General features: G+C 34.5%; 21 protein-coding genes. 7 read left to right on the top strand and 14 right to left on the bottom strand.

The features are described 5' to 3' along the window. Positions 1-20: 20 nt before the first annotated feature. Entirely contained in the window at positions 21-1,157 is a 1,137-nt protein-coding gene (locus tag PQ463_RS17075; protein ID WP_274254711.1) for an aminotransferase class I/II-fold pyridoxal phosphate-dependent enzyme, read from the bottom strand. A 75-nt stretch (positions 1,158-1,232) separates the two neighbouring features. After that, complete coding sequence (locus PQ463_RS17080) at positions 1,233-1,871, bottom strand: NAD(P)-dependent oxidoreductase (protein WP_274254712.1); 639 nt, start codon at positions 1,869-1,871, stop codon at positions 1,233-1,235. A gap of 303 nt (positions 1,872-2,174) precedes the next feature. Between PQ463_RS17080 and PQ463_RS17085 the strand changes: the two genes are divergently transcribed. Next, positions 2,175-2,981 carry a DUF3667 domain-containing protein gene (locus PQ463_RS17085; protein ID WP_274254713.1) on the top strand — a complete coding sequence of 269 codons (807 nt, stop codon included), beginning with the start codon at positions 2,175-2,177 and terminating at the stop codon, positions 2,979-2,981. Between the two features lie 76 nt (positions 2,982-3,057). Here PQ463_RS17085 and PQ463_RS17090 read toward each other — a convergent pair whose 3' ends face one another. From PQ463_RS17090 to PQ463_RS17120, 7 genes are all read right to left on the bottom strand, one after another. Then, the gene (locus PQ463_RS17090) at positions 3,058-3,339 is read right to left on the bottom strand and encodes a FoF1 ATP synthase subunit delta/epsilon (RefSeq protein ID WP_111368086.1); all 282 of its coding nucleotides are present in this window, start codon (positions 3,337-3,339) and stop codon (positions 3,058-3,060) included. 81 nt (positions 3,340-3,420) lie between these two features. Then, positions 3,421-4,932, bottom strand: coding sequence for a F0F1 ATP synthase subunit beta (gene atpD / locus PQ463_RS17095; protein WP_111425289.1), 1,512 nt, complete (start codon positions 4,930-4,932; stop codon positions 3,421-3,423). Positions 4,933-5,167: 235 nt separating this feature from the next. After that, positions 5,168-6,637 carry an SGNH/GDSL hydrolase family protein gene (locus PQ463_RS17100; protein WP_274254714.1) on the bottom strand — a complete coding sequence of 490 codons (1,470 nt, stop codon included), beginning with the start codon at positions 6,635-6,637 and terminating at the stop codon, positions 5,168-5,170. Positions 6,638-6,719: 82 nt separating this feature from the next. Further along, the gene (locus tag PQ463_RS17105) at positions 6,720-9,509 is read right to left on the bottom strand and encodes a TonB-dependent receptor (protein WP_274254715.1); all 2,790 of its coding nucleotides are present in this window, start codon (positions 9,507-9,509) and stop codon (positions 6,720-6,722) included. A gap of 308 nt (positions 9,510-9,817) precedes the next feature. After that, positions 9,818-11,668, bottom strand: a complete 1,851-nt coding sequence (gene glmS, locus PQ463_RS17110) for a glutamine--fructose-6-phosphate transaminase (isomerizing) (protein ID WP_111425297.1) — start codon at positions 11,666-11,668, stop codon at positions 9,818-9,820. Between the two features lie 9 nt (positions 11,669-11,677). Further along, complete coding sequence (gene bamH, locus PQ463_RS17115; protein ID WP_274254716.1) at positions 11,678-13,345, bottom strand: BamH family beta-barrel-assembly machinery protein; 1,668 nt, start codon at positions 13,343-13,345, stop codon at positions 11,678-11,680. A 21-nt stretch (positions 13,346-13,366) separates the two neighbouring features. Further along, entirely contained in the window at positions 13,367-14,173 is an 807-nt protein-coding gene (locus PQ463_RS17120) for a glycogen/starch synthase (RefSeq protein ID WP_111377618.1), read from the bottom strand. A gap of 77 nt (positions 14,174-14,250) precedes the next feature. On the opposite strand from PQ463_RS17120, the gene panC reads away from it, so the two are divergent. The 5 genes from panC (at position 14,251) to PQ463_RS17145 (ending at position 20,198) form a co-directional block, all read left to right on the top strand. Next, positions 14,251-15,129: a pantoate--beta-alanine ligase gene (panC, locus tag PQ463_RS17125; protein ID WP_274254717.1), complete on the top strand. Its 879-nt coding sequence runs from the start codon at positions 14,251-14,253 to the stop codon at positions 15,127-15,129. A 14-nt stretch (positions 15,130-15,143) separates the two neighbouring features. Then, on the top strand, positions 15,144-15,494 hold the full coding sequence (panD, locus tag PQ463_RS17130; RefSeq protein ID WP_008465481.1) for an aspartate 1-decarboxylase: 351 nt from the start codon (positions 15,144-15,146) through the stop codon (positions 15,492-15,494). Between the two features lie 203 nt (positions 15,495-15,697). After that, the gene (locus tag PQ463_RS17135; protein ID WP_274254718.1) at positions 15,698-16,852 is read left to right on the top strand and encodes an alpha/beta hydrolase; all 1,155 of its coding nucleotides are present in this window, start codon (positions 15,698-15,700) and stop codon (positions 16,850-16,852) included. Next, complete coding sequence (radA, locus tag PQ463_RS17140; RefSeq protein WP_274254719.1) at positions 16,852-18,213, top strand: DNA repair protein RadA; 1,362 nt, start codon at positions 16,852-16,854, stop codon at positions 18,211-18,213. The genes PQ463_RS17135 and radA overlap by 1 nt, the downstream gene beginning before the upstream one ends. Before the next feature lie 20 nt (positions 18,214-18,233). Further along, the gene (locus tag PQ463_RS17145) at positions 18,234-20,198 is read left to right on the top strand and encodes a transglycosylase domain-containing protein (protein ID WP_274254720.1); all 1,965 of its coding nucleotides are present in this window, start codon (positions 18,234-18,236) and stop codon (positions 20,196-20,198) included. 293 nt (positions 20,199-20,491) lie between these two features. On the opposite strand, the gene PQ463_RS17150 is transcribed toward PQ463_RS17145, so the two are convergent. From PQ463_RS17150 to PQ463_RS17160, 3 genes are all read right to left on the bottom strand, one after another. Further along, the gene (locus tag PQ463_RS17150; RefSeq protein WP_274254721.1) at positions 20,492-21,529 is read right to left on the bottom strand and encodes an aldo/keto reductase; all 1,038 of its coding nucleotides are present in this window, start codon (positions 21,527-21,529) and stop codon (positions 20,492-20,494) included. A gap of 263 nt (positions 21,530-21,792) precedes the next feature. Continuing rightward, complete coding sequence (locus PQ463_RS17155; RefSeq protein ID WP_274254722.1) at positions 21,793-22,737, bottom strand: OmpA family protein; 945 nt, start codon at positions 22,735-22,737, stop codon at positions 21,793-21,795. A gap of 110 nt (positions 22,738-22,847) precedes the next feature. Then, positions 22,848-23,609, bottom strand: coding sequence for an exodeoxyribonuclease III (locus PQ463_RS17160; protein ID WP_008465497.1), 762 nt, complete (start codon positions 23,607-23,609; stop codon positions 22,848-22,850). 118 nt (positions 23,610-23,727) lie between these two features. Here PQ463_RS17160 and PQ463_RS17165 point away from each other — a divergent pair, with 118 nt between their 5' ends. Beyond that, complete coding sequence (locus PQ463_RS17165) at positions 23,728-25,530, top strand: GNAT family N-acyltransferase (RefSeq protein ID WP_274254723.1); 1,803 nt, start codon at positions 23,728-23,730, stop codon at positions 25,528-25,530. Positions 25,531-25,626: 96 nt separating this feature from the next. Here the strand turns inward: PQ463_RS17165 and PQ463_RS17170 are convergent, their stop codons facing one another. Both PQ463_RS17170 and PQ463_RS17175 read right to left on the bottom strand, forming a co-directional pair. Beyond that, a complete protein-coding gene (locus PQ463_RS17170) occupies positions 25,627-25,998 on the bottom strand; it encodes a DUF805 domain-containing protein (RefSeq protein ID WP_274254724.1) in 372 nt (123 codons plus the stop codon). 202 nt (positions 25,999-26,200) lie between these two features. Beyond that, entirely contained in the window at positions 26,201-26,473 is a 273-nt protein-coding gene (locus tag PQ463_RS17175) for a TM2 domain-containing protein (protein ID WP_111377626.1), read from the bottom strand. Between the last annotated feature and the right edge of the window lie 41 nt (positions 26,474-26,514).

The raw sequence follows: 26,514 nt of genomic DNA on the forward strand, positions 1-26,514 counted from the left end.
TTTTTTATTTTTTTTTATAATCAAAAAACAAAATCTCTAACCCATTCTAAAACTTGATTAATTTCTTCTTGCGAATTATAACTGTGAATGCAAAAACGAACACGTTCCTGACCTTCTGGAACAATAGTAGAAAGAATGCACTGAACATCAAACCCTTTGTCCTGAAGCTGCTGTGATAACTCGCTTACATTCTTATTTCCCGGAATAATAGCGGAATGTATCGAAGATTTACTGTGAACAAACATTGGTTTTAATCCTAACATTTTTTTCTGCTGATTAAAAAACACAATATTTTTCCGAAGCTTTTCAATAGCTTCTTTTTCAATTTCTAATTGATGGTACGCTGTAAAGATTGTCGCAACAGCATGAGGAGACAAAGCAGTAGTATAGATAAAACTTCGAGCAAAATTGATTAAATAATCTCTGAGTTCGGTACTTCCTAAAACTGCCGCACCTTGACATCCTAAAGCTTTTCCAAAAGTTACAATTCGAGCAAAAATTCTATTATGCAAATGCAAGTACTGAATCAATCCTTCTCCTTTTTCACCAAAGACTCCTAAAGCGTGGGCTTCATCAACGACCAAATAACAATTGTATTTTTCTGAAAGCTGTACTAACTCTTCCAAATTCGGACTATCGCCATCCATAGAAAAGACAGTTTCTGTTACAATATAAATTGTTGCATCTGAAAATTTAAGAATATGCTTTTCCAAATCTTCAAAATCATTATGGATAAACGAAGATGATTTTGTCTTAGACATTGCAATTCCATCTTTTATAGAAGCATGACACAATTCATCATACAAAACAACATCATTTTCTTGCAGCACAGCGCTAAAAAAACCCAAATTGGCATTGTAGCCCGAATTAAAAATTAAAGCTGATTCTGCCTCGTGAAATTGCGCTATAGAACTTTCTGCAATTTGATAAAGCGAATGGTTTCCAGTAGTCAATCTCGAACCCGTAGCTCCATTTTGAAAAATCTCATTTTCTAATAAATAAGCATGAGTATGCTTGTAAATAGTTTCTGATTTAGAAAATCCGATATAATCGTTTGAGGAGAAATCCACCAGATTATTAAACACGGGTAATTTTCTAAACAGATTTTCCTGTTTACAGCTTTCTATTTTTCGATTAAGATTTTCTGGAAACTTCATAAAAACAAAGTTAGGCAATTCCTATTAGAATAAAACAAACAGCGGATTATAAGCAATCCGCCGTTATTCTAAATTTTAAATAGCACTTATAAAAGGTGATTGTCTAATGTAATTTGACTCGACCATCACTTTTACGAGAAACTTTGATATATCCAACGCTGTAATTTTTTCTCCCAAACAATCTTCAAGATTTACAGAGATTTCATTACTATCATCAGAAAAAATAATTAACGGAACACGAACTTGCGTCCAATCAGTCTTACTATCATGTAGAAGATCGTAAGTGAATTGTCGGTCTTTCTGGATTTCAGGAAAATGAGTTTTCATCCAGTCTGTTGCCATAATTGTTTTAGCGCTTTTTTTATCAAACGGAGTATCGATATTTAGTCCCGCAAGAAGAACATATCTTTGAATTCCATACTCATTCATAGCCATTAAAACATTCTTTGTTGCCTGACTTGCCACCATAGGTTCTCCAGGCCTCTGCCCAACAGTACTGATCACAGCTTGACAATCTCTAAGCAATAAACTTATTGATTCATCATCAATAGCATCTCCTTTAATAATTTCTATTTTTGGATTTTGAATAGTAAAATTGTCTGGATTTCTTAGTAAAAGTTTTATACTAAATCCGCTTTCTAGTAATTGATTTACTAAATATTTTCCTGTTCTTCCGCCACCGCCAAGAACAGCAACTTTTGATATATTTTTCATATATATTCTTTATAAAATTTGACATAAAAAGTTATGTTCCATCATTCAAGATGAAACAAAATGCAAAAGCTTACTGAGCCTTTACAATTGATCAAATATTTTATAAAGAGATTTTGATAATTCAAAAGTAAGAAAATAAAAAAAGCCAGACAATATTCTCTGACTTTTCAGCTTATTTTGAAATTCTTCTGAACTATGTCATCTTAGCATGAATAATATTGTTAATTAAAACATTAATATCTCTAATTTTCAAATTATAAACTGATTCCTACTAATTTGTATATTGCGTTAAAAAAGAAAAAAATGAAGATCATTTGTAAAAATTGTGAGACACACAATTACCCAAATTTTAATTATTGTCCTGAGTGCAGTCAAAAAGTTAATTTGCATCGTATAAGTCCGCACGAGATTTTTCATGAAGCAATTCATTATTTTACACATGCTGACAAAGGCATTTTTCAGCTCATCAAAAATTTGACTTTAAAAAGTGGAGTTGTTGCTAAGGAATACATCAATGGCAAAAGAAAAAAATACTTTCCTCCACTAAATTTTTTCTTGTTAGTTGCTGCGATCTTTGTTTTCATTTCCAATATACCAAAAGAAACACCTCCGGTCGACATTCAAAAAGAAAATCAGGAACTTAGCACTATTTCAGACCCCATTCAAAAAGAAAAAATCGTGCATCTTTATGAGAGAAAAGAAAAAATGACTCATTTCATGAGAAAATACTCCAATTTAATGGCAATGATGGCTTTACCTCTTACAGCGTTCTTTTTCTGGCTGTTTTACAAAAAAGAGAACTACAACTATACAGAACATCTGGTAGCAGGTATGTATATGCTCGGTTTTTGCATATTAGTCAATACGCTACTAATCTTGCCGATTTCACTATTATTCCACCTATCACCCAATTATCAGACTTTGTTTTTTCTATTGTTTCAGCTTTTTTATTTTACGCTCTTTTATTACAATTTTTTAAATAAAAGCACCAAACTTCAATTAGTAAAAGCATTTTCTATAAGTGCTTTCGGAATTATCTCTTGGGGAATTATTTCAGGATTTACTGTAAACGCATATGTATCCAGTGGATTTTGGGGGATCATAAAATAATTGAAAATTCTCAACCTAAAAAAACAAAAAAGCCAGACAATACTGTCTGGCCTTTTCAGCTTATTTTGAAATTGTTTTAGTCAACTAATACAATTATCTTATTGTTTTTCATTTCGATTGTTCCTGACTTAATCCCTAAAGTATAAGTTTGGTCATTAACTCTCGTAAACTTATCAGCAGCCTCTTTAGAAAAACTGAAGCTTGGAGCTGCAATTTTAATTGTTCCTTCTTCTAAGATTGAAACAATTGGGGCGTGATGATTTAAAATCTGAAAGCTTCCGTTAACTCCTGGCAAAGTAACTGATGTTACCTCTCCTGAAAATAATTTCGCTTCTGGTGATACTATTTCTAAAATCATTTTTTTTGAGTTATGAGTTATAAGTTATGAGTTATAAGTGAGCAGAAACTCATAATTTATAACTCATAATTCATAATTATATTAAGCTTCAGCTAACATTTTCTCTCCAGCTTCGATTGCATCTTGAATAGAACCTTTCAAGTTGAAAGCTGCTTCTGGAAGGTGATCTAACTCACCATCGATAATCATGTTAAATCCTTTGATAGTATCTTTAATATCAACTAATACACCTGGGATACCTGTAAATTGCTCTGCTACGTGGAATGGCTGAGACAAGAAACGTTGTACACGACGTGCTCTTGCTACTGCAAGTTTATCTTCTTCAGATAACTCCTCCATACCAAGGATCGCGATGATATCTTGTAATTGTTTGTATTTTTGAAGAATTTCTTTTACTCTTTGTGCACAGTCGTAGTGCTCGTTTCCTAAAATTTGAGGAGTTAAGATTCTAGAAGTAGAATCTAACGGGTCAACCGCAGGATAGATACCTAACTCAGCAATTTTACGAGACAATACAGTTGTAGCATCTAAGTGCGCGAAAGTTGTAGCCGGCGCCGGGTCAGTTAAGTCATCCGCAGGAACGTAAACCGCTTGTACAGATGTAATAGATCCTTTGTTTGTAGATGTAATACGCTCTTGCATTGCACCCATCTCAGTTGCTAATGTTGGTTGGTAACCTACCGCAGAAGGCATACGTCCTAAAAGTGCTGATACCTCAGAACCCGCTTGTGTAAAACGGAAGATGTTATCAACGAAGAACAATACGTCTTTACCTTGATCTGATCCAGCTCCATCACGGAAATACTCAGCGATAGATAATCCTGAAAGTGCCACACGTGCACGAGCTCCAGGTGGCTCATTCATTTGTCCGAAAACGAAAGTAGCTTTAGACTCTCTCATTCCTGGCATATCTACTTTAGATAAATCCCATCCTCCATTTTCCATAGAGTGCATGAAATCATCACCGTATTTAATAATTCCTGACTCTAACATCTCACGAAGCAAGTCATTTCCTTCACGTGTTCTTTCACCTACTCCAGCGAATACTGAAAGTCCACCGTGACCTTTTGCGATATTGTTGATCAACTCCTGAATCAATACCGTTTTACCTACTCCAGCACCACCAAACAATCCAATTTTACCTCCTTTTGCGTAAGGCTCAATCAAATCGATTACTTTGATACCTGTAAATAAAACTTCAGATGAAGTTGATAAATCTTCAAATTTTGGTGCTGGTCTGTGGATTGGCAAACCGTTCTCTCCAGATTTTGGCAAATCACCTAAACCGTCAATGGCATCTCCAACAACATTAAATAATCTTCCATATACGTCTGGACCGATTGGCATTTGGATTGGGCTTCCAGTTCCAACTACTTCATATCCTCTGCTTAAACCGTCTGTTGAATCCATAGAAATGGTACGAACAGTGTTTTCACCAATGTGAGATTGTACTTCTAGAACTAAGATAGTTCCGTCTTTTTTAGTGACTTCTAGTGAATCATAAATTTTTGGAAGTTCAACATCTTTACCGTTGAAAACTACGTCTACTACTGGTCCAATGATTTGAGCAACTTTTCCTATTACTTTTGACATTACTTATGTATTTATTAAATAGCTATTTAGGTTTATCGAAAATACCTCTTTTTTCAGAGCGCAAAGATAATTTTTTAAAATATAAAATCAATTTTTTTTTCATAAAAAATAGCATGATTTTGTTTGATTCATAAAACTTGCCTAAAAAACAACAAAAACAGCATTTTTTTAATAAAAGAAAAAAACCGCTTCATTGGTATAAATGAGCGGTTTTTTAAACTAAAAAAAATGGTATTTATGGAAGTGTTGCCGGATATTGAATTGGATATTGAGCCAAATCAACATGACGAAGCGTTGAACCATACTTTTCATTAATTGCATCAATAAATATATTCGCTATCAATCCGTATCCTCTTGCACTTGGATGAACTCCATCTAAAGAAAATGCGCCTCCAGTTACATAAGTAGATGACATTACGAAATTCCCAAATCGAACACCGCCGCTTGATAATTGCGTCATAGTACTAACTGTGTTTACAAATGCAAGTCCTTTTTCGTCCGCAATGGCTTTTATGGCTAAGTTATAAGCGTCAGTTGCCTTCTTCACTTCATTAACTTCATCTTTTGTCAAAACCCAATTATCCGCCAAAGGCACAGAAAGACCATTAACTTTTGTTGGATCTCCACCCACAGTTGTTCCAATAAATGTTCTTGCAGACAATACCACCAAATCTTCTTTTGTTGCTTGTCTATAAGATGGAATACCATACGCTGAAAGATTAGTAAGATAACTATCTACAACAACAACTGCATTATTTCCTGCTTTAAAATTTATAGTCCTGCGAGCCGCCTCGTCTGCCGCCAAAAGCTTATTGGCAACCATTTGTTGCAAACCTCCATTATAAGCCGCATAACCAGCATTTAACTGAGTCGCCAAAGCCGCACTAAGAGGAGCAGGGTTGTAAGGAACAGTTGTAAAATATGGCAAAGTTGTAATATAAGGTAAATTTGCCACAACTCCTTTTGCACCATTAGCCGTTAGAGCTGTAACTAAATTAGAATAAATAGTTTTAAACACTGTTGGATCTGTAATGTCATTACTTCCGTAAGTCGCTGGATTCATATTTCCAGTCTGATCTTTACCAATACCTCCAGAAGTAGCATAACTCAACACATCATTTCCTCCAATAAAAAGAGAAAAGAATGTCGGAGCCTGAGCCACAGCATCTGCTAAAACAGTAGTAGTAGGCGTACTAGAAAATCTTGCGAAATATGGATTTGCAGCTCCTGTAGCCACACCAGCTACGTTTCCATAACCTGCCGCAACCAGATGGTAGCTTTTAGCACCAGGAACTCCCATATTATTAAATGTCCCTGTTAAGTGTGATGTTATCTCAGTTGTCGGTTTTCCCGAAACATTTATTGGAGCTTGACCATTAAAATAAAGTCTTGTTCCTGCAACAACATTACCTCCCAACAATAAACCTCCGATATTATCATTCATAAGCGGCTGTGTAAAAGCTCCACCGCCCGCTGCCACAAATTGCTGCGACAGGATATTTACATATGAGTTTTCTTGACCTTTTTTAAACAATGCATTATCACTGTATCCGGCAGCAAAAGAATCACCAAGCGACACGTATTTAGTAAAAACCGCAGAACCTGGAACTACTGGAACTTCTTCTGGAGCATTATTATCATCATTATTACAAGCTGCCATAAAGAATAAAGAAACCAGCAGCAGCATTTTTATATTTTTTTTCATGTTAGTACTTTTTAAATTATTACCTCTTCATTTTTCAAATAACTTCAAAGAAGCCATACCAATTTCACATAAATAATTATCCTTATGGATTAATCGTCCATGAAGCAAACCACATTTGACCAATCATACCTGCCCCAATAACCTGAAGATAATCTGAGCCGAAAAGGTTTGTTGCTCCAACTTTAATAACCGATTTCCATTTTGGAATAGCATAATTTACCTGAGCATCCAAAACTGTATTTTCAGGAATCATACCATCTCCAAAAGAAGACTCCCATAAGTACTCAGAATTCCATCTTACATTTACATTAAAGCCTAAGTTTTTAATCACTTTAGCATTCCCTAAAGAAGCTTTAATTCTATGTTTTGGAGTGTTGAATCCAGCCACGAAATCTGGATCATCCGCTTGATTGAAATCAAATTGAGAGTAGTTATAATTTACACCTACTTCAAAATCTTTATAAACTTTTTTAGATAATCCAGCTCCAAAACCAAAAGAAGAAACTCGAGCAGTTGTATTGGTATAAACCTGATACACTCTTCTATCACCAAAAGCAAGAGCTTGGTAAGTTTGCTGAACAGCAGGGTTTGTCGGATCTGTTCCAACAGTTCCATAATAAGGAGAAATAACCCTAGCAGTATTCATGAAATCATTGTAAATATTATAATAAGCATTCAAATCTACAGACAAATCATTTTGTACAACTGTACGATATCCTGCTTCGAAAGCCTGAACTTGCTCTGGCTTCACTAAACCAATATCAGCAACTTGAAGATCGTTAGGATTTGATGAAGCCGCGAAAGCCTGAACCGAAGCCACTGTATACGCATTATGATATGCATTTTGCCCAGACATACCAATCGTAGCTGGCTGTCCTGCGGCTTGCCCTGCCGCACTTACATTTACAGTTTCTTGAAAACGATCTAAGTTTTCTGGAGCAGAACCAATTAATGCAAAAGGCCCTAAATCAAGACCAATATATTGATCTTGTGTAGTTGGGTTACGGAAACCTGTTTGATAAGATAGTCTGAAATTATGTTTTTTTGATGCCCCTGCAGAATACACAAATGAAATTCTTGGCGAAATGTTTCCATCAAAGTTCTGACTCTTATCATAACGCAAAGATCCTGTAAACTTCAATCTATCGTCTAAGAATTTTTTCTGCAATTGCGCATAAGCTCCATATTCTTTATATTCGATCGGACCATCATAATCTGTAAAAATAGTTCCTTCAGAATTCATCACATATTTTCTCCACGAACCTCCAACTTGAACTTCAGCCCATTTAATAATATCTCTAAAATTATAATTAACATCTGAATGATATAATTTCGAATGATCAATAAATTTAGCACCCTGAGTCAAATCTGGATTTGCCACTACAGTTGCTAAAGCACTATTAAATTGCGCGCTCCCTGGCTCGAATCTTGGTGAACCAGTCGGTTTTGGAATAAACGATATTTGCGCAGGCAATACATTGTAATCCGCAAAGTTTCTCGCAATCTGAGCAGACTCATTTGCATTAGTCCCCATTACCGCCCCAGCATATTGATATGCAGTAGCATAATTTGTAAACCACTCTTGATCAGATTTGGCTGCTCGGTTAACATTCCAAGCCGCAAATCTCATATCATATGAATCTCCAGCCGATTCGCTTGTAAAATAAACTCTTCCAAAAAAGTTTTTCCCTTTTACCTCAAATTTACCTTGCTCCATCAAGAAACCTTTCAAAGCATATCTATTTGCTCCTTGGTAAATTGTACTTCCTGTACCAATTTTATATTGAAGTATAAATTCTGTATCATCTGCCCAAGGTCTAATATGAGCACTCAAATCAGCCTTCATACTTTGAACCTTATTATCTGTTAAATCTTGTTCGCGGTATCCCGTTCTACTAACCTGCCCTACATTTGGAATAAAAGTAGTCACCTCGTCACCATAAATATTCAAACCATCATAATTCTGATTCATAGCATGCCCAACAGAACCTCCCGTCATACTTCTCGTGTCGTTAGCGATCCATTCAGAAGCTTCCATATAAGTAAAATTAGCCTTCATTGCAAAATGTTTCGTAAAAGCTTTTGCTGCTCTAATTCCGAAATCATTATAATCATTTGTTCCGGCTGCATCTTGACTAGTCTGCCCATATTTGTAGTAAACGCTTATCCCTTCATTTGTAAAAGGACTTTTGCTGCTCATAAACATGATTCCATTAAAAGCATTTGCACCATACAACGCTGAAGACGCACCCGGCAAAAGCTCTACACTAGCAACATCAATATCTGAAATCCCAATCAAATTCCCCAAAACAAAGTTCAAAGCCGGAGACGAATTATCCATTCCATCTACCAGTTGCATAAAACGAGTATTGGCTACTGTAGCAAAACCACGAGTATTTATCGATTTAAAAGAAATACTACTTGTATTAAAGTTTACCTCTTTTAAATTTTCTAAACCATCATAAAAAGTTGGAGCAGTTGTATTCTTTATTTCCTGAAGCCCCATACGTTCAATTGTAACAGGAGATTCAATTACTCTTTCTGGTGTCCTTGAAGCAGAAACTACAATTTCATCCAATTTCGTTTCTTCGTCTTTAAGCAGCACAACCAATTTTTGATTGGCCGCTGTCACATTAATCGTTTTTGACTCAAACCCGATGGCTGAAACTTTAACAGAAAAAGGGAGTTTGGCATTTGTTGTCAATTTAAATGTCCCGTCAAAATCAGTGGATGCACCACTATTTTCACCGACCACAACAACATTGGCACCAGGAATAGATTGCTTGTTACTGTCAGTAACCGAACCTGTAATTGTATTCTGCGCAAAAGATACTCCGCTGAATAACAACATAATTAGCAAGTAGACTCTCATTAGGGTTAGTTTTATTGTTAGTATATATAGCCAAAATACATAAATATTTTAATATGCATAAAAAAATGTTAAATAAAATTAATATTTATCACTGTTTTATACAATATTTTAACTATTTGCTAATTCAATTTATTAAAATAAAAACAAAGAAAACCTAAAGAAAAATCCGTTTGCTATGCATACATATAAATTTTTATCAAAAAACTGAAAAATTCATAAAAATACATGTGCCTGAAAAAATTTTTGACAATAAAAAAAAGCGAGACCTAAATCTCGCTTTTTTAACATATTTTATATTTAAATAAAATCTATTCTACTGTAACTGACTTCGCTAAGTTACGAGGCTGATCAACATTGCAACCTCTCATAACTGCTATGTAGTAAGAAAGTAATTGCAACGGAATTGTTGTAACTAATGGCGATAATGCATCTGAAGTTTCTGGAATTTCGATTACATAATCTGCTAATTCTCGAACTTGAGTATCCCCTTTTGTAACTACAGCAATAATTTTACCGCTTCTTGATTTAATTTCCTGAATATTACTTACAATTTTATCGTAATGTCCTTGTTTTGGAGCAATCACAATAACTGGCATTAATTCGTCAATTAAAGCAATCGGACCATGCTTCATCTCAGCAGCTGGATAACCTTCTGCGTGGATATATGAAATCTCTTTTAATTTCAACGCTCCTTCTAAAGCAACTGGGAAATTGTATCCTCTACCTAAATAAAGACAGTTTGGCGAATCTTTAAAAGCAGCGGCAATTTCTTTAGCTTTATCATTTGTTTCTAAAGCTTCAGACACTTTCTCAGGAATGATTTCTAATTCTTGAAGATACGTATGGAAATCTGTATTTGACAACGTTCCTTTTGCTTTTCCTAAACGTAAAGCAATCATCGTTAAAACTGTAATCTGAGTAGTAAATGCTTTTGTAGAAGCCACTCCAATTTCTGGTCCTGCATGTGTATAAGCACCCGCATGGCTCTCTCTAGAAATAGAAGAACCCACTACGTTACAAACTCCAAATACAAATGCTCCGTTTTCTTTAGCCAATTTAATAGCCGCCATAGTATCAGCAGTTTCACCAGATTGTGAAATCGCAATAACTACGTCATCTTTATTGATGATTGGGTTTCTGTATCTAAACTCAGAAGCATATTCTACCTCTACAGGAATACGTGTAAATTCTTCAAAGATGTATTCTGCTACTAAACCTGCATGCCAAGAAGTTCCGCACGCTACGATTAAAATACGTTTTGCATTTAAGAATTTCTCCAAGTTATCTTCAACACCTGCCATCTGAACAATTCCTTCATTTGCATGAAGTCTTCCTCTGTAAGTATCTTTAATTACACTTGGCTGTTCGTAAATTTCTTTAAGCATGAAATGATCATACCCTCCTTTTTCAATCTGCTCCAAGTTCATTTGAAGTTCTTGAATGTAAGGATCAACTAAAGAGTCATCCTGGATTTTTCTAATTTTAATTGGCTTGTGCAATCTGATATTAGCCATTTCGCCATCTTCCAAATAAACCGCATTAGAAGTATATTCTATAAATGGGGAAGCATCAGAAGCAACAAAATACTCTCCTTCTCCAACTCCAATTGCCAACGGACTTCCTAATCTAGCCGCAACAAGTTCGTTTGGATTTTTTTTATCAAAAACAGCAATTGCATACGCACCAACAACTTGGTTCAACGCAATCTGAACCGCTTTACCTAATTTAATATTTTCTTTCTTTTGAACTTCTTCTATTAAATTAACTAAAACTTCAGTATCTGTATCTGACTTAAAAGTATAACCTCTTTTGATAAGCTCCTCTTTCAAAGGCGCATAATTCTCTATAATTCCGTTATGGATGATTGCCAAATCTCCAGAATTAGAAAGATGAGGATGCGAATTCACGTCATTAGGAACCCCGTGAGTTGCCCAACGCGTGTGTCCAATTCCAATATTTCCGTTTGTTGTAAAACCTTCATTGGCTTTAGCTTCAAGGTCAGAAACCTTACCTTTTGTTTTACAAACTTTAATACCTGCCTCTTCGTCATACAACATAACGCCGGCACTATCATATCCTCTGTACTCAAGACGCTTTAATCCTTTTATCACAATAGGATAAGCCTCTCGGTGACCGATATATCCAACAATTCCACACATATATATTTATTAATTTGGTTTCGTGTAGTATACTTCGAGTTTCAGTCTTTTCTTTTCTTGTTCTGAATCAGGCGAACCTCCTTTTTTCCCTCCAAATAAGACTGTACCCAAAGGATTCATAACTGATGTTCTTGGTGCCGCAGAAAAATATTCAATTGGATTATCATTAATTTGAATCTTGTTCTTTAACGCATTAAATGTAAGCGTTGTAGCACTTTGAGAAACAACCAGTCCTAAATCAACATTTTTAGCCGTTGCATCCTTAATTAAATTACGAAAATGGCTTGTGATTCTAATTTTATAACTTGTTCCTCTTTTATCGGAACCCACAGTAATCAAACCTCCATAAGCAGAAGAGGCATCTGCAGAATAATCTGCTAAAACAGTATTATTTGTCAAATTATACAAATACACTCTATTTGGCTCTTCTGTCCCTGCCATTTTAGCGGCATCAATATAGAATACTAAGTTCGCTTCATTAACTTTCCAGTTCTTAAGCACAACATTACTCCTAATTCCATCCAGCTCATCAGGAACACCATTTCCGCCGCTTACAGGTTCACCAGCAGAATTATAACTCAATACATCGGTCTGATTAAAAAGTTTTATAATAGCTAAAGATCCCTGTCCCCCTTTTAAATAGAGCTTTTCATCTCCATCCGTCTTATTAACGTTTGTCGTTATAGCACTTACATACTCAGGATTTCGCGCATCATCTAGAAAATTAGCTGTATTTGATGTTGTTGCAGAAGCACCTTTTAAATTCATTTCGATCTTCTTAACCTCTATAGCATCATCAGCATCTGCTGTAGATTCCGTTTTAGCTCTATAATAAATCGTAATTTTACCTTCACTAAAATTCATCAGAGCCATATTACTTGGACTAGATCCAGATTTTTCAACATTAAAATACAGACCTCTGAAATATTCTTGAAAAACATCTTCAGATGAAAGTTTAGAAGCTGCTGCATTCAATATTTTATCTTGAAAAAATTGTGGATTAAGATGCAGAGTCATCTGAGGCTTTTTTCTCTCCGTTGTTACTGCTTTTGTAGTAGGATCAGTCGTTTTGATTACAATCTCTTTTGCATTAAAATAAAACTCATCATTCTCTAAAACACCACCATTATTTAGTCTTTCTCCAATTTTTTTATTAGAGAATTCTGTGTTTTGATCTGTATAATAAAACTGCGGTAACTGGTTACCACCACTAAAATAACTACTTCTCATCTGGATTCCAGATTCATAAACACTTAATTTTAGTTTTCCGTTTTTATCTCCGTAAATAGAATCTAACTCATAAGTGTTGTTCCCGTCTTTATCAGTAGCCGTAATATGACTAAAATATGGAATTTCTATTTTTACACTATCAATTACAGCAGACGCCCCAATTGTTGGAGCATAAGAGGTCAATCCCACCTGAGTTACAAAATTTGCAGTTGTAGTCCCAAAAAGCGGATTATCAAAAATACCTAGCGCATTTGGCGTCATATTATTTGACTGAATAGGAGTAACTTCTTGATTAAAAGCTATAACATCATATTTTTCAGACTCAAGTCCAAAGTGATCATCACCAACTAAACCATCACCAATCGCATTGAAATCTTTGTCACAAGAATATAAAAAAACAGCCAGTACAGCTAAAAGAGATTTCTTAAAAAAAGAAGTTTTATACATGTCTAATAATAAAATTAAAATTTAAAGTCCAAATGTTCTGTAGAAATTTGTATAAGCATCAGCAAACGCATCTTTCGTGGCGAAAGGTAAAAAAGGTTTTCCTGAAGATTCTATAAATTTTGTTAAACTTGGAGAAACATTTTCTGACGCAATAATTACCCCATCTGAATGTAAGATGCTAGCTTTTAAAACATTCTCGTAATTTGGAGTTTCTAAATCTGACACAGCCTCATGAGGAACACCGTCAAATTTAACTTTATTGATCATCTCTAAATCTAGATTTTCATCAAACGATTGTCCGTAAACAGAAGTAATAATTTTAGTTTCAGAAAACAATGCTTCATGTTTATAATAATGCTTCATATAAATTGGAAGCATAGCTGCAAGCCAGCCGTGAACATGTATAATATCTGGAACCCAGTTTAATTTTTTTACAGTCTCTACAACACCTTTTGCAAAGAAAATTGCTCTTTCGTCATTATCAGGATATAAAGCGCCCTCTTCATCCGTAAAAGTGGCTTTACGTTTAAAATATTCATCGTTATCGATAAAATAAACCTGGATTCTTTCTTTCGGAATAGATGCTACCTTAATAATCAACGGCATGTCTAAGTCATTCACTACCAAATTCATCCCTGAAAGTCTAATCACTTCATGCAATTGGTGTCTTCTCTCATTGATATTCCCATATCTTGGCATGAAAATTCTTATCTGACCGCCTTGATCATTAATCATTTTCGGAACGTCATAAGACATTAAAGAAACCTCATTTTCAGCCAAATAAGGCACGACTTCAGATGATACGTATAATATCCTCTTATCTTTCATAATAGTATTTTACTTAATTTTGGTAATAAAAACGTCGCAAAATTACAAAATTTTATGCAGTTTATAACTAATATATTATGTTTGCACTAAATTTTAATAATACCTCGATGCATATTTTCTACAGTAAAGCAGCTTTGATAGCCTATCTTAAAACTATCAAAACCGCAAATTCAACTATCGGATTTGTACCAACAATGGGCGCTTTACACCAAGGACATTTGGCTTTAATGCAGCGTTCGCTAAAAGAAAACGACGACACAGTAGTGAGCATTTTTGTCAATCCAACACAATTTAACAACCCAGAAGATTTAGCAAAATATCCTAGGACACTAGAAGAAGATGTTAAGAAAATGCGTACATTAAGTGATAAAATTATTTTATACGCACCTTCTGTTGAAGATATTTATGAAGGAAATACCGTTTCGCAGACTTTTGATTTTGACGGATTAGAAAACCAGATGGAAGGAAAATTCCGTCCTGGTCATTTTAATGGCGTTGGAACAATTGTCAAAAGGCTATTCGAAATCGTAACTCCAACAAATGCTTATTTTGGAGAAAAAGATTTTCAGCAGCTTCAAATTGTCAAAAAATTAGTTGAAAAAACAGAATTGCCTGTAAACATTGTGGGATGCCCAATTTTTAGAGAAGAAAATCAACTGGCAATGAGTTCGAGAAATGAACGTTTGACAGCAGAGGAAAGAAAGGACGCTTCAATTATTTACAAAACTTTAACTGAGGCAAAAGAGATTTTCCAAAATCACAGTCCGCAAGAAACAATCGAATTTGTAGAAAATTCTTTCAAAGACAATAAAGAGTTTGAACTAGAGTATTTTGTTATTGCTGACGAATCTACACTTTTATCTATCGATCAGAAAGAGAATGATAAAAAATACCGAGCATTTATAGCCGTATTTGTTAATTCTATAAGACTGATAGACACCATTTCATTAAATTAATCTAACTTTGCATCATGCAAATTCAAGTTATAAAATCAAAAATTCATCGTGTTAAAGTAACGGGTGCCGATTTAAATTATATTGGCAGCATTACTATTGATGAAACTTTACTAGAAGCTTCAAACATTATTGAAGGCGAAAAAGTATCTATTGTGAACATTAATAATGGCGAACGTTTTGAAACTTATGCTATTAAAGGCGAAAAAAACTCAGGTGAAATCACTTTGAATGGTCCAGCTGCAAGAAAAGTTCAGAAAGATGATATCATCATCATCATTTCTTATGCAACCTTGGATTTTGAAGAAGCGAAAACTTTCAAACCTTGGATTATTTTCCCTAACGAAAATGATAATTCGCTAACCTAATCAATTCTTTCTTTTTTAAGAATTTACTTTCTTTGTCAAAAGCCAATTTTGAACAAAGAATTCCTCTTTTGTCTCAATCCAAAATGATTCTGACGCTAAAACATTGTGCTTCAATCTTTACTCCAATTAACAAAGAAGCAAATAAAATAGTATATTGCTACACTATTTTCAATACTTTTTAATTTACTGAAATGCCACAAATCATGAAAAAAGTTTACCTACTGACACTTTTGATTTCAATCTCGTCGTTTGCCCAAAAAACGTTCGATAACATTAAATCAGAAAAACTAGGAGAAGAGCGTAGAATTACGATCGGACTTCCTGCTTCTTATGAAGCAAACAAAGACAAAAAATACCCTGTTCTTTATTTATTGGATGGCGATTACTTATTTGATCCGTTTTCTGGAGCCATAAGTTATGGCACTTATTGGGATGATATTCCAGAGATGATCATCATCGGAATTCATCAAAACAAAGATGAAGAACGCTACGATGATACAACAATTGATCAGAATGAAGGGCTTCCTTTTGAAAAAGGAGCAAAATTTTTCGAATTTATTGGAGCAGAATTAATTCCTTATATCGAAAAAAAATATCGCACCTCGCCTTTCAGACTTATTGCAGGTCATGATGTAACAGCGAGTTTTGCCAATTTTTATTTATACAAAGAAATTCCGCTTTTTAATGCCTACATCTGTTTAAGCCCAGAGCTTGCCCCAAAAATGGAAGTTCGTATTGCAGAGAAATTCGCAAAAATAAAAAGCCCTATTTTCTATTACCTTTCTGCTGGAGAAGGTGATATTAAAAAAATTAAAGAACCAATAGATAAATTAAACAGCAATATTAAAATCGCTAATAATCCGTTAGTGAATTATAAATATGATGTTTTCAAAGGTGCAACACATTACACAGAAGTATTGCATTCTATACCAAGTGCATTGTACCAGATTTTTGAAGTATATAGACCTATAAATTCTGCCGAATACAACGACAAAATTGCGGTTCTTCAAGAAGGTTATGCAGAATATTTAGAAAAAAAATATGCTACAATGTCTGAAGCTTTAGGAGTTCAAATTCCTGTTCGAATGAGCGATTTTAAAGTAGTAGAAAATCTTATTTTAAAAAGAAATGCCTATAGCGAACTAGGAAAAATGGCTGAAATAGGAAATGTAAATTACCCAAAAGCCATGTTGGGAGAATATGAATTAGGATTAATGTATGAAAAACAAGGTGATCCTAAACATGCTTCGAAAAAATACCAAAACGCTTCGCAAATGGAGCCAATTGGTGATTTGAACAAAGACTTGATGTATGAGAAAATTGACGAAATGAACACACTTGCTAAAAAAAGTAAATAATGTCAAAAGTTAAAACTTCCTTTTTCTGCCAAAACTGCGGAACCCAATATGCCAAATGGCAAGGGCAATGCAACGCGTGCAAAGAATGGAATACGATTGCCGAAGAAATCATTCAGAAACAGGATAAAGTGGCTTGGAAAAGTGAACCTACTCCAACAAGCAAAGCACCAAAGCCTTTAAAAATTAACGAAATTGATTCTACCCAGGAAATCCGAATGGATACTACTGACAATGAATTGAATCGTGTTTTGGGTGGCGGACTTGTACCTGGATCTTTAACGCTTTTAGGCGGTGAACCCGGCATCGGAAAAAGTACACTTTTACTTCAAGTATCATTAAAATTACCTTATAAAACATTGTATGTTTCTGGAGAAGAAAGTCAGAAACAGATCAAAATGCGTGCGGAAAGAATTACGCCAAATAGCGATAACTGCTATATTCTAACTGAAACTAAAACGCAGAACATTTTCAAACAAATCGAAACCATTCAGCCTGAAGTTGTCATTATAGACTCCATTCAGACTTTGCATACCGATTATATCGAATCAACCGCAGGAAGTATTTCTCAAATTCGTGAAACCACTGCCGAACTGATCAAATTTGCCAAAGAAAGCAATATTCCAGTAATCTTAATTGGGCATATTACCAAAGACGGAAATATTGCAGGACCAAAAATCTTGGAACATATGGTAGATACCGTTCTTCAGTTTGAGGGAGACAGAAACCACATTTACCGAATTTTACGTTCGCTAAAAAACCGTTTTGGTTCAACTTCTGAACTTGGTATTTATGAAATGCTCGGAAGCGGATTACGAGAAGTTAACAATCCTTCTGAAATTCTGATTTCTCATAAAGACGAAGAGCTTTCAGGAACTGCAATTGCCACAACTTTAGAAGGCATGCGCCCGCTGATGATTGAAATTCAATCTTTGGTCAGCACCGCAGTTTACGGAACACCACAACGAAGCACAACAGGTTATAATGCAAAAAGGCTAAACATGATTTTGGCTGTTTTAGAAAAAAGAGCTGGATTCCGCTTAGGCGCAAAAGACGTTTTCCTAAATGTTACTGGTGGAATTTCTGTAGATGATCCCGCCATTGACTTGGCCGTTGTTGCGGCAATTTTATCTTCTAATGAAGATATTCCGGTTGGAAAAGGATTCTGTTTTGCTGGCGAAGTCGGACTTTCTGGCGAAATTCGTCCTGTTAATCGCGTGGATCAGCGTATTCAAGAAGCTGAAAAATTAGGTTTCGATACCATATTTGTTTCCAAATACAATAAAATTGCTTTAAAAAACACAGGAATTAAGATTGAGCTTGTTGCAAAAATTGAAGATGTTGCAAACATCCTTTTTGGCTGATTTCAAATACCATCCCTCCTATGAATTTTCCAAAACAAAAAATATACAAGGCATTAAAAATACTAGGAATAGTAATTTTAGTGCTTTGCATCGGACTGTATTATTTTCGTAATTCACTTTTAAACCAAGCCATTGCAAAAGTTACCCATAAAATGGCTGTTCGGTATAACAGTAATTTTTCAGTAGAATCGGCTTCATTTGATGGTTTATCGACTATAAAATTGACAGATGTTGTTTTAGCTCCAATAAATGCTGACACGCTTGTCAAAATAAAGAATGTAGAAACTAGCATCAGTTTAAGTAATTTACTTATTGGAGACGTTCAGCTTGGAACTTTAAAAGTTGATATCGGCTATATTCAATTAGTCAAAAAAGGCAAAAAACGAAATTTTGATGCCTTTTTAAAAAGAGACAAAGAAGAAACAGAATCGAACGAAAAACGTAAGTATGCTACTTTTGCATACAGAATCATTTCAAAGGTCCTGAATTTGGTTCCAACCGATATGGATTTGAAAAACTTCAAATTCAAAATCGACGACAACGGAAAACAAACCAATATCGCGGTAGATAAATTAGTTTTAAGCAACAAACAGCTCGAGACCAATCTTCATGTCCAAGCAAAAGATTTTGATCAACGCTGGAACATTAAAGGATTTGCTGATCCTAGAAATAAAAAAGCAGATATTCGTTTTTTCAATTTAGATACTGGCGCGATTCGCGTTCCGTATTTAGACGAACGTTATAACTTAAAAGCAAGTTTTGATTCCATTCGATTGAATGTTCAAAACATTGATAAAAGTGGAAGCGAACTGCATATTGATGGCTATACTTCGATTACCAATCTTACAATCAATCACCCAAAAATCGCGAGCAAAGATGTGGTTATAAAAAATGCTCGTTTTGATTACCGTTTTTTATTGGGCGATAGTTTTATTTCTATTGACAGCAGTTCGACAATGCAGTTGAATAAAATCAAAGTTCGTCCTTACATTTCTTACGACACTGAAAAAGATACAGTTTACACTTTGAAAGTTGATATCCCGAAAATGAAAGCGCAGGATTTTATCGTTTCGCTTCCTGATGGTTTATTCACTCATTTTCAAGGAATGCAGGCCACTGGAAATTTTGATTACAAACTAGATTTCAAATTCAACAAAAACAAACCAAATACACTTGTTTTTGATAGTAAACTCAACAAAGAAGATTTACGAATCACTAAATATGGAGAAGCCGATTTAAACAAACTAAACGGTGAATTTGTATATCGCGCCATTATTCAAAATGTATTGCAAAGACCTGTTTTGGTTGGAAATGCGAATCCAAATTACACGCCTTTAGACCAAATTTCTCCTTATTTGAGAAAATGTGTTTTAACGACCGAAGATCCTTCTTTCTTCTCGCATCGCGGATTCATCAATGAAGCTTTCAAACAGTCGATTCTAAAGAATATTAGAACTAAAAAATTCTCTCGCGGCGCCAGCACAATTAGCATGCAATTAATTAAAAACGTCTTTCTAACTCGTGAAAAAACGCTTTCGCGAAAGCTCGAAGAAATCCTACTAGTTTACATTTTAGAAAATAACCGAATTGTAAGCAAAGAAAGAATGCTGGAAGTATATTTCAACATTATCGAATGGGGTCCAAATGTTTACGGAATTGGTGAAGCGAGTCATTTTTACTTCCAAAAAAGTCCTTCAGCTTTAAATGTAGACGAATGTTTGTACTTGGCAACGATTATTCCGAAACCAAGAAAATTCATGTATCAGTTTAATGATGAAGGAAACTTGAAAGACTACGCCATTAAAAACCAGAAATTCTTGAAGAATTTAATGTTTAGAAGAGGGCTTTTAGTTCCAGAAGACACGATCGGATTATTGCCGGTTTATATTTCTGGAAATGCACGTTCTTTAATCAAAATTAAAGTTCCAGATTCTACAGCAATCAAAACTGATTCTTTGGCTGTTGATGATGAATTTGATTTATAAGAGGGTTTTGCCACGAAGGCTCTAAGTCGCAAAGTTTTTTTATTTTTAATCTCGCAAAGACGCAGAGTCGCATTTTTTTTTGAATAGCCACTAGCTTAAGCTAGTGGAATAAGGTTGAAATAGAAAAGGGCTTTAGCCAAACTTTACTAGTTTGGCTAAAGCCCTTTTATTTGTGTTTATCTTCTCATCCAGCTAAAGCTGGACGCAATTGAACTTAAAAATTTAACTTTGCGACTCTGAGTCTTTGCGAGATTAAATAAGTCTTAGAGCCAATGCCTTCGCAGCAAAAAAACTTACGGAGCAGGATCAGGAATAATAGCCTGAACCGCATCAATCTCAGCTAAGATTTGCTTAGAAAGAACTACATCAATTGTATCGATATTTTCTTTTAATTGCTCCATAGTTGTAGCACCAATAATCGCACTTGTCAAAAATGGCTGTTGCAACACAAACCCCATTGCCAATTGCGTTAACGTTAAACCATGTTTTTTGGCGATTTCCTGATACAATTTTGTTGCTTCGGTACATTGATCGCTATTGTAACGTTTATATTGCGGGAAAAGATTAATTCTCGCTTTCGGGTGACTTTCTCCAATTAAGAATTTTCCAGTCAAAACACCAAAAGCTAAAGGCGAATATCCTAATAAACCAACATTTTCATATTTTGAAACTTCTGCAGAATTTACTTCAAACAAACGGTTCAACAAAGAATACGGATTCTGAACGGTTTTGATTCTTGGCAGATTATTGTATTTGCTTTCTTCTAAAAGGCGCATCATTCCCCACGCATTTTCATTAGAAACTCCGATATGCTTGATTTTTCCTTCTTTAATTAATCCGTCGAAAGTTTCTAATATTTCTCTAAAGTTATCTTCCCAAACATCATCATGTCCGTGAAAAGCACGTGTCCCAAAATTATTCGTTTTTCTTTCTGGCCAATGCATTTGGTACAAATCAATATAATCGGTTTGCAGTCTTTTTAAACTTTGCTCAACAGCAAATTTGATACTTGCTGGAGAAAAATCCAATTTCTCACGCATATAACCAAAATTAGGATTTGGACCTGCAATTTTAGATGCTAAAATCACTTTGTCTCTATTCCCAGATTTTTTAAACCAGGTTCCAATAATTTTTTCTGTGCTTCCGTAAGTCGCTTCACTTGCTGGAACCGAATACATTTCGGCTGTATCAAAGAAATTTACGCCTCTTTCAAGAGCATAATCCATTTGTTCGTGCCCTTCAGCTTCTGTATTCTGCTGCCCAAAAGTCATTGTTCCAAGGCATATTTTACTAACTTTTATATCGGTGTTGGGTAATGTAGTGTATTTCATTCTTTTGAGATTCTAAGGTTCTAAGTGGCTAAGATTCTAAGTTTTTTTTCTTTTTAAATATAAGTTTCAAAGATACAAACGGATTTCTCAAATCTAAAAACGAGAAAGGTTAAAAAAAGTACAAGATTTATTCTTGAGCGGCTAAGGTTCTGAGACACTAAGATGCTAAGCTTAGATTCCAATTAATAAAAAAGGTTCAAAGCAAAAACTTTGAACCCTTTTTTAAAATCTTAGAAACTTAGTATCTCAGAACCTTAGCATCTTTAATTAATACTATTAAGCATCTCCGCAATCTCATCTAATCTTGGAGTCAAGATAATCTCAATTCTACGGTTTTTAGCTTTTCCTTCTGGAGTTGCGTTACTTGCCAAAGGAGAAAACTCGCTTCTTCCTGCTGCGGTTAATTTTTGTTTATTGATTTTTGGGTTTTCACTCAAAATCGCTACGATTGCTGTTGCTCTTTTGGTCGATAAATCCCAGTTGTTTGCAATTGGTCCAGAACCTGCATACGGATCATCGTCTGTATGTCCTTCGATTAAAACAGAAAGATCAGGATTATCACCTAAAACTTTTCCAAGTTCGACAACCGCTTTTCGTCCTTCAACACCAACAGCCCAGCTTCCTGAATTGAAAAGCAATTTGTTTTCCATAGAAACATATACTTTTCCATTTTTCTGTTCCACCGTTAAACCTTTGCCTTCAAAACCATTTAAGGCTTTAGATAAAGTTTCTTTCAGTTTGCGCATTGATTCCTCTTTTGCCGCAATCATATCTTCCAATTCTTTCAAACGATTAGCCGTTTTATCCAAACGAGCTTGTTCGTCTGCAAGAGCTTTACCTTTTGCTTCTAATTGCGCTAACAGTTCACGGTTTTTAGCCATGTTTTTCTCTAATGCATCATTGCTATTTTTCTCCAATGCATTATAAGAATCCTGAAGCACTTTATATTTCTTTTGTTCCCCAGCAAGATCAGCTTTTTGTTTTGCCAAATCATCATTCGCATTTGCTAAATCTTTAGTCAATTTATCGCGATCGGTTTCTAACTGATTCTTCGCTTTCTTTAAACTTTCGTTTTCATCAGCGATAGAACGGTTTTCTTTTTTTAAATCTGAATACTTTGTTTCCAGATCATTGTAAATTTTCTTAGAAACACATGACGTTGTGGACAAGGCTAATGCCAATAATCCGATGGAGGCTTTTTTAATCATCTTACTTTAATTGGTTTTTATTTTAGGCGTTTAAAATCTCACAATTTCAAAATTCAAAATCAATTCTTGAATTTAAACCACCTTTCTCTCAACAAGAACAATACCAAAAATTAGTCAATTTCGACTAAAATAGGGCAATGATCTGAGTGCATAGCATCTGGAAGTATAACAGCTCTTTTTAATCTGTCTTCTAACACATTACTAACTAAATTATAATCGATACGCCAACCTTTGTTATTTCCTCTTGCTCCCGCGCGGTAACTCCACCAAGAATAATGATGCGGTTCTTTGTTGAAATGACGGAAACTATCAATAAAACCAGATTTCATAAACGCATCCAGCCAAGCTCGTTCTGCAGGAAGAAATCCTGAAACGGTCTTATTACGAACAGGATCATGAATATCTATCGCTTCGTGACAGATATTATAATCTCCACATATAATCAGATTCGGAACCGTAAGTTTCAATTCATTGATATAATTTTGAAAATCATCCATGAACATGAATTTATGATCCAGCCTTTCAATATTTGTTCCAGACGGAAGATATAAACTCATTACCGAAACATCATCAAAATCTGCACGAAGATTTCTTCCTTCAAAATCCATATGATGAATTCCTGTTCCGTAAACAATATTGTTCGGCTTTGTTTTAGAAAGAATCGCTACTCCGCTATATCCTTTTTTGGTTGCAGGATAATAATACTGAAACGGATAGCCTGCCGCTGTAATATCATCAACTGGAATTTGATCCTGTGTCGCTTTTATTTCCTGAAGGCATATTACATCAGGATTTGCTTGCTGTAGCCACTCGATAAACCCTTTGTTTATTGCCGCTCTAATTCCGTTTACATTATAAGAAATAATTTTCATCAGTGATTTTTTTAGGATTCCAAATGTAATAAAAAAGTGCAAAGTTTGTCTTGGAAACAGCGAAAAGTAGACTTTTTTGTTATCTTTGTTCGCTGTTCTAATAATTTAAAAGTAGTAGATGGGTTTAGTTACCGCGAAAGAAGTTGCAAAGGCAATAAATGTTGAAAAGTACGGAGTTTTCGGTACCTTTTCTGGCTGGATTCTTATGAAGGTTCTTAAGATCTCGACCCTTAATAAAATTTACGATCGTAATAAACATTTGGAAGACCTTGACTTTTTGAATGGAATTTTGGACGAAATGGAAATTAAGTTCGAAATCCCTGAAGAAGATTTAAAGCGTCTGCCAAAAGATGGTGCATATATAACCATTTCTAATCATCCGCTTGGTGGAATTGATGGAATTTTGCTTTTGAAATTGATGCTTGAAAGAGAGCCAAATTTCAAAATCATTGCCAATTTCTTGTTACATAGAATTGTTCCGATGAAAAAATACATTATGCCGGTTAATCCTTTTGAAAATCATAAGGATGCAAAATCGAGCGTAATTGGTATTAAAGAAACATTGCGTCATTTGAGCGACGGAAAACCTTTGGGTATTTTCCCTGCAGGTGAAGTTTCAACTTACAAAGACGGCAAATTGGTAGTAGACAAACCTTGGGAAGAAGGCGCTCTGAAACTAATCAGAAAAGCTAAAGTTCCTGTAGTTCCGATTTATTTTCATGCCAAAAACAGTAAATTATTCTACTGGCTTTCTAAAATTGACGATACTTTAAGAACTGCAAAATTACCTTCTGAATTGCTTACGCAGAAAGATCGTGTGATTAAAGTGCGTATTGGAAAACCAATTTCTGTGAGCGAACAAAATGAAATTGAATCTTTTGAAGAATACTCAGAATTCTTAAGAAAGAAAACCTATATGCTGGCAAATCCGTTTGAGAAAGACACCAAACTTATTGATACAGCAAGCTTAAAAATTCCAAAAGCTCCTAAAAAAATTGTAACGCCTGCAAGCGAATCAAAATTGATTGACGAAGTTCAGGCATTACGCGATAGCGACAGCAGATTTTTACAAAGTAAAAACTATGAGGTTTTCTTTGCAAGCGCAAAAGAGATTCCGAACATTTTGCACGAAATTGGACGCTTACGCGAAATCACTTTCCGTGAAGTTGGTGAAGGAACAAACGAATCTATTGATATAGACGAATACGATCAATATTATCACCACATGTTTTTATGGGATGATGAAACCAACAAAATCGCCGGCGCGTATCGCATGGGGTTAGGTTCTGAAATCTATCCAAAATACGGAATTGAAGGTTTTTATCTGACTGATCTTTTCAGATTCGAGCCAGAATTGCACGATATGATGCATAAATCGATCGAAATGGGACGTGCTTTTATCGTAAAAGAATATCAGCAAAAACCAATGCCTTTATTCCTGTTATGGAAAGGTATTATTCATACTACTTTACGTCATCCTGAACATAAATATTTGGTTGGAGGAGTAAGTATCAGCAATCAGTTTTCAGACTTCTCTAAATCATTGATGATTGAGTTTATGAAGTCTAACTATTACGATCCGTATATTGCACAATATATTCATCCGAAAAAAGCGTATAAAGTAAAACTGAAAGACGCTGACAAAGATTTTATCTTTGACGAAGCAGAATCTGATTTGAATAAGTTTGATAAAATCATTGACGAATTGGAACCAGGAAACTTACGTTTACCAGTTTTAATTAAGAAATACATCAAACAAAATGCAAGAGTTGTCGCTTTCAACGTTGATCCATTATTCAACAATGCAATTGACGGTTTAATGTACATTAGAATCGCAGATATTCCTGAAAGCACAATGAAACCTGTTATCGAAGAGTTTCAGATTGAATTGGAAAAAAAATTATCTGAGAAAGAAGATTAAAGTTTCTTTTGATATATAACAAACATAAAATCCCATTTGCTTAATTAGTAAATGGGATTTTTTAGTTACAACAGTTATCTAAAAACCAAATTGGAATTACTCTTTTCCAATTTCATTAATGTCTTCCAATTGATTCTTAGGATCTGCACCGTATTGATTTGGTCCTTTTTCACCTTCTGTACAAGCTAAAATTAAGCTGTAAATAGGAATAAACATATACCAACCGCTTTTACCAACATCATGCATTCTTCTAACGGCTACAGCAAATAATGGCACCATAATACCTAAAATAAATATTCCTGCTAAAATAAAAAACACAGTTCCTATTATAGGAATAAAACCTAAAACAATAAGCGCAAAATAAATTAAGATACTTAAAGGACCAAACATCCAATATTCTTTTCTTCTAGCTCTACCTTTAAAATTTGCATAGTTGTTTAAAAGTGTGTTTTTGTACATTTCTAACATAATAAAAAATCTTTTTAATTGTCTTACTCTTAAGGATTTTCAGTTACTCCATTACTTCTTTTTAACAGAGTGCAAGATTACTGACTTTGCAAATCCTCAATAGGAACTAAAAGTTTTTATTATATCATAAAAAGACATTCTTTTATATATAAAAAATCCCATTCAGAAATGAATGGGATTTTTAAATATGATTTACTGTTATTTAAAACCAGCCTTTATAACCAATCTGATAGGTTTGATAAAACTCCTCATCGTCTCTGGTTAGATATATTATACCTTCAATAAGTCCAATTATACCGCCAATTCCAAAGGCCAAACCTAGAAGAAGCTGAATTATTCCTTCTTTGGTATAACCTAAATAAAACTTATGGATTCCTAGATATCCTAATAAAATAGCTAAAATTCCTGCTAACACTCTTTTATTTTCCTGCCCATAACGTGGATTATTCCAATCTTCTCTCTTTGTATTTTCCATGATCTTAATTTTTATTATTCTTAAAACAGTACTTAAACAAA

The organism is Flavobacterium sp. KACC 22763 (genome assembly GCF_028736155.1).
Lineage (GTDB): Bacteria > Bacteroidota > Bacteroidia > Flavobacteriales > Flavobacteriaceae > Flavobacterium.